At 71.8% G+C, this 4,314-nt stretch carries 5 protein-coding genes and 1 pseudogene; 1 reads left to right on the plus strand and 5 read right to left on the minus strand.

Annotation, left to right across the window (positions count from 1 at the left end):
- The 3 genes and pseudogenes from VNT50_RS12480 to VNT50_RS12490 form a co-directional block, all read right to left on the minus strand.
- Positions 1–784, minus strand: a pseudogene (locus VNT50_RS12480) (cytochrome b/b6 domain-containing protein); the annotation flags it as partial.
- A 3-nt stretch (positions 785–787) separates the two neighbouring features.
- Positions 788–1,774: an electron transfer flavoprotein subunit alpha/FixB family protein gene (locus tag VNT50_RS12485; protein ID WP_325485440.1), complete on the minus strand. Its 987-nt coding sequence runs from the start codon at positions 1,772–1,774 to the stop codon at positions 788–790.
- 10 nt (positions 1,775–1,784) lie between these two features.
- A complete protein-coding gene (locus VNT50_RS12490) occupies positions 1,785–2,561 on the minus strand; it encodes an electron transfer flavoprotein subunit beta/FixA family protein (protein WP_325485441.1) in 777 nt (258 codons plus the stop codon).
- A 108-nt stretch (positions 2,562–2,669) separates the two neighbouring features.
- On the opposite strand from VNT50_RS12490, the gene VNT50_RS12495 reads away from it, so the two are divergent.
- The gene (locus tag VNT50_RS12495; RefSeq protein WP_325485442.1) at positions 2,670–3,206 is read left to right on the plus strand and encodes a MarR family winged helix-turn-helix transcriptional regulator; all 537 of its coding nucleotides are present in this window, start codon (positions 2,670–2,672) and stop codon (positions 3,204–3,206) included.
- A gap of 2 nt (positions 3,207–3,208) precedes the next feature.
- Here the strand turns inward: VNT50_RS12495 and VNT50_RS12500 are convergent, their stop codons facing one another.
- Complete coding sequence (locus VNT50_RS12500) at positions 3,209–3,985, minus strand: enoyl-CoA hydratase-related protein (RefSeq protein ID WP_325485443.1); 777 nt, start codon at positions 3,983–3,985, stop codon at positions 3,209–3,211.
- Positions 3,986–3,987: 2 nt separating this feature from the next.
- A partial coding sequence (locus VNT50_RS12505; RefSeq protein ID WP_325485444.1) for an NAD-binding protein occupies positions 3,988–4,314 on the minus strand: 327 nt, incomplete at its 5' end.

Here is a 4,314-nt window from a genome sequence, read left to right on the forward strand (position 1 = left end):
CCGGCTGCGAGCCCTCCGGCAGTTCGTACTCCCCCGGATAGGTCGTGAGGAAGTCCTGCAGGAACGGGAGGCTGACGAGCCACCGCGTCGCGAAGACGGCCATCGCCGCGAGGATGAGCAGGGCGAGCCCGGCGAGCAGCCCGCTGATCGCGAGTGTCCACGTCGGACGCCGCAGGCGGTCGGCGAGGCTCGTCGGCTCAGCTTCGGGCAGGGCTGTGGGGCGAGAGGATGCTGCGGCGCCCGGCCACACGGTCCGCGTGAACGGAAGCGGCGGGAGGGGCCTGGTGGGAACGACGGGCTCGGTCGCTGGGGCTTCGGCCGCCGGGGCTTCGGCCGCCGGGGCCTCGACCGCCGCGACCTCGACCGTTGGGGCATCGGCGGTTGGGGCCTCGACCGCTGGAGCCTCGGTCGCTGCGTGATCGATCTCGCTCACGCGACGCACGGGTACCGGAGTCACGGGCGGCCACGGTTCGCCGCCCGCCACGCGCGGAAGCCCGCGGCGCAGCGTTCCCTCCGGGGCGTCGATCGACGCCGCGACGGGCTCAGCGACTTGGATCGAGGGCGCCGCCTCGACAGGCCCGGCGACCGGGCCGGTGTCTGCAACCGGAGCGGGCTCAGCGACCGCGTCGGGCTCAGCGACCGCGGCGGGCTCAGCGACCGCGGCGGCGCGATCAGCGACGACCGGTGCGGGATCCTCGGCCGGTGCGGCATCCGCGGGGGGCCACGGCTCGCCGCCCGGGCGGCGCGGGAGCCCGCGGCGAAGCGTCGGTCGAAGGGTCGCCATCCGTCAGGCCTTCCGGGCCTCGAGGGCCGCGATCAGCTGCGGCACCACGGTGAACAGGTCGCCGACCACGCCGAAGTCGGCGATGTCGAAGATCGGGGCGTCGCCGTCCTTGTTGATCGCGACGATGGACTTCGCCGTCTGCATGCCGGCGCGGTGCTGGATCGCGCCCGAGATGCCGAGGGCGACATACAGCTGCGGCGACACCGAGACTCCGGTCTGCCCGACCTGTGCGGCCTGCGGGACATAGCCCGCATCGACCGCTGCGCGGGAGGCGCCGACAGCCGCGCCGAGGGCGTCGGCGAGCTGCTCGACGAGCACGAACTTCTCCTCCGACCCGAGCCCGCGGCCACCCGAGACGACCTTCGTCGCTCCGCGGAGCTCGGGACGGCTGGAGGTCTCGACGGCCTCGGCGAACGACACGATGGATGCCGCGGCTTTGCCCGACGGCGACACCGCGAGCGACTCGATCTCGGGCGTGACGGCATCCGCGCGCGCTTCGATGGCGCCCTGGCGCACCGTGATGACGGGAGCACCCCAGGTCACGGCCGCGTCGACGTTGTACGAGCCGCCGTAGACGGAATGGTGGGCGACGACGCCCTCCGCATCGCGGGAGACGCCGACCACATCGACGCAGAGGCCCGAGCGCGTACGGGCCGCGAAACGGCCGGCGACGTCGCGCCCCTCGATGGAATTCGAGATCAACACGGCGTCGGGCCGGACGAGGTCGGACGCCGCCACGAGCGCGTCGACGGTCGGCACGGTCAGGGCGGTCGCGGCCTCCGCGGTCTCGGCGATCACGACGTGCGTCGCGCCCAAGGCACCGGCGGCCTCCGCGGCCGCGGCACCGGCCCCCGGTGCGGGAACGACCAGCGCGACGGGGGTGCCCACCTGGGCGGCGGCACCGAGCAGCCCCGCGGCGCTCTTCGCGAGCTGCCCCGAGGGCAGCACGTCGATCAGGACGAGGATCGAGTCATCGGCGAATCCGGTCATGTCGCTCTCCTCACACCAGGCGATTCTGGACGAGGAACTCCGCGAGCTTCTCGCCCGCATCGCCCTCGTCGATGATCTTCACGCCCCCGGCGCGCGGCGGCTTCTCGCTGATCGCGAGGACGATCGAGCGCGACCACGCGTGATCGTCGGCGTCGATCCCGAGGTCGGCCAGCGACAGGGTCTCGAACGGCTTCTTCTTCGCGGCCATGATGCCCTTGAAGTTGGGAAAGCGCGCGTCGGGCATGCGCTCGGTGATCGAGACCACGGCCGGCAGCGGCGCGGCGACATCCATCGTTCCGGCATCCGTCGCGCGCTGACCCGTGATGCCGTCGGGCGATATCTCGAGCGAGGTCAGCGCGGTCGCGTGGGGAACGCCGAGCAGCTCTGCCACCATCGCGGGCATCACGCCCCCCGAGCCGTCGGTCGACAGGTTGCCGGTGATCACGAGGTCGTAGCCCGTGCGTGCGATCGCCGCGGCGAGCACTTCGGCGGTCAGCCCCAGGTCGGCGCCGGAGAGCGCCTCGTCGGCGATGTGCACCGCGCTCGTCGCGCCCATCGCGAGGCCCTTGCGCACGGTCGCGGCCGAGCCCTCGGGCGCCATCGAGACCACGATCACCTCTGTGCCGGGATTCTGGTCGGCATGGGTGAGCGCCACCTCGAGGGCGCGCTCCCCGATCTCATCGAGCACGGTTTCGCTCGCGGCGCGATCGGCGAGACCCGTCTCGAGCGACAGCTTGCGGTCCCCGTAGGTGTCGGGCACTTCCTTGACCAGGACGACGATCTTCATGCGGTGACGCTCCTTTGCCGTTCGAGTCTATTTGGTCGTGCGCCCCGGGCCGTGCACGGGAAGACCGGCACCGACCGGCTACCGTTGGGGCGAGAGAGGGGGTCGCGCATGGCACGTCGTGGACCGCTCCCGGTCGATCCGATCGCCGAGGCGAAGCGCCAGTGGGTGGCGCACGGCTGGGCGGATGCCGCATCCGGCATGTCTGCCGTGACCTCCGTCATCCGCGCGCAGCAGCTCATGCTGGCCCGCATCGACAAGGCGCTGAAGCCGTTCGGGCTCTCCTTCGCCCGGTTCGAGATGCTGCGGCTGCTCGCCTTCACGCGAGAGGGGCGGATGCCGATGGCCAGCGCCATCGCTCGGCTGCAGGTGCATCCCACCAGCGTTACCAACACCGTCGATCGCCTCGCCCGTGACGGGTTCGTGGTGCGAGAGCCGCACCCCGCCGACGGGCGCGCGGCGCTCGTCGCGCTGACGCCCGCGGGCCGCGAGCTGGTCGAAGCGGCGACGGACGCCCTGAACACCGAGGTCTTCGCCGAACCGGGCCTGACCGACGACGACACGGTGGAGCTCGTGCGCATTCTCGCCCGATTCCGGAGGGATGCCGGCGACTTCCGCGACCCGAAGCCCCAGCCCGATCCGCTCTGAACTCAGCGATTGGTGAAGTCGGGGGCGCGCTTCTCGCGGAACGCCGCCATCCCCTCCTTCTGGTCGTCGGTGCCGAAGAGCCCCGCGAAGACGTGCTTCTCGAAGCGCAGGCCCTCCGCGAGGCTCGACTCGAGGGCGACATCGAGCGCCGCCTTCGCGGCGTACACCGACGGCAGCGACTTGGCAGCGATCGCGTCCGCGGTCTTGCCCGCCTCGGCGAGCAGATCGGCGGCGGCGACCACGCGTGAGACGAGCCCGGCCCGCTCGGCCTCCTCGGCCCCCATCATCCGTCCCGTGAGCACGAGCTCGGCGGCCTTGTAGTAGCCGACCGCGCGCACGAGCCGCTGCGTTCCGCCCATCCCCGGGATGACGGCGAGGTTGATCTCCGGCTGGCCGAACGTCGCGGTGTCGGCGGCGAGGATGATATCGCACATCATGGCGAGCTCGCACCCGCCGCCGAGCGCATAGCCCGATACGGCGGCGATCGTGGGGGTGCGCACACCGGCGAACCTCGTCCAGCCGCCGAAGTGGTCGCCCATCACCATGTCGAGGGCGCCCTTGGACTCCATCTCCTTGATGTCGGCGCCCGCGGCGAACGCGCGCTCGGAGCCCGTGACGACGATCGCCCCGATGCCCTCGTCGTCGTCGAACCGGGTGGCGGCATCGACGATGTCGTGCATGACCTGGCTGTTCAGGGCGTTCAGCGCCGCCGGGCGGTTGACCGTGATCCAGCCGACGCGGCCGCGCGTCTCGACCAGGATCGTCTCGTAGTCCGTCATGTTCAGGTTGCCTCCGACTGAGTTCGTATCGTTTGAATGATGCCGGAGAAGTCCCTGCCCGCGCCGTCACCGGCCGCGAACTCCTCGTAGATCGCGCGCGCGAGACGACCGAGGCGGGCATCGACCCCGGTGCGCTCGATCGCCTGTTCGGCGAGGCCGAGGTCCTTCGACATGAGCGCTCCCGCGAAGCCCGGGGCGTAGTCGCGGTTCGCCGGGCTCGTGGGCACGGGCCCGGGAACGGGGCAGTTCGTGGTGAGCGCCCAGCACTGGCCCGACGCGTTGGAGGCGACGTCGAAGAGGGCCTGGTGCGAAAGCCCCAGCCGCTCGCC

Source organism: Microbacterium sp., assembly GCF_035554235.1.
Classification (GTDB): Bacteria; Actinomycetota; Actinomycetes; order Actinomycetales; family Microbacteriaceae; genus Microbacterium.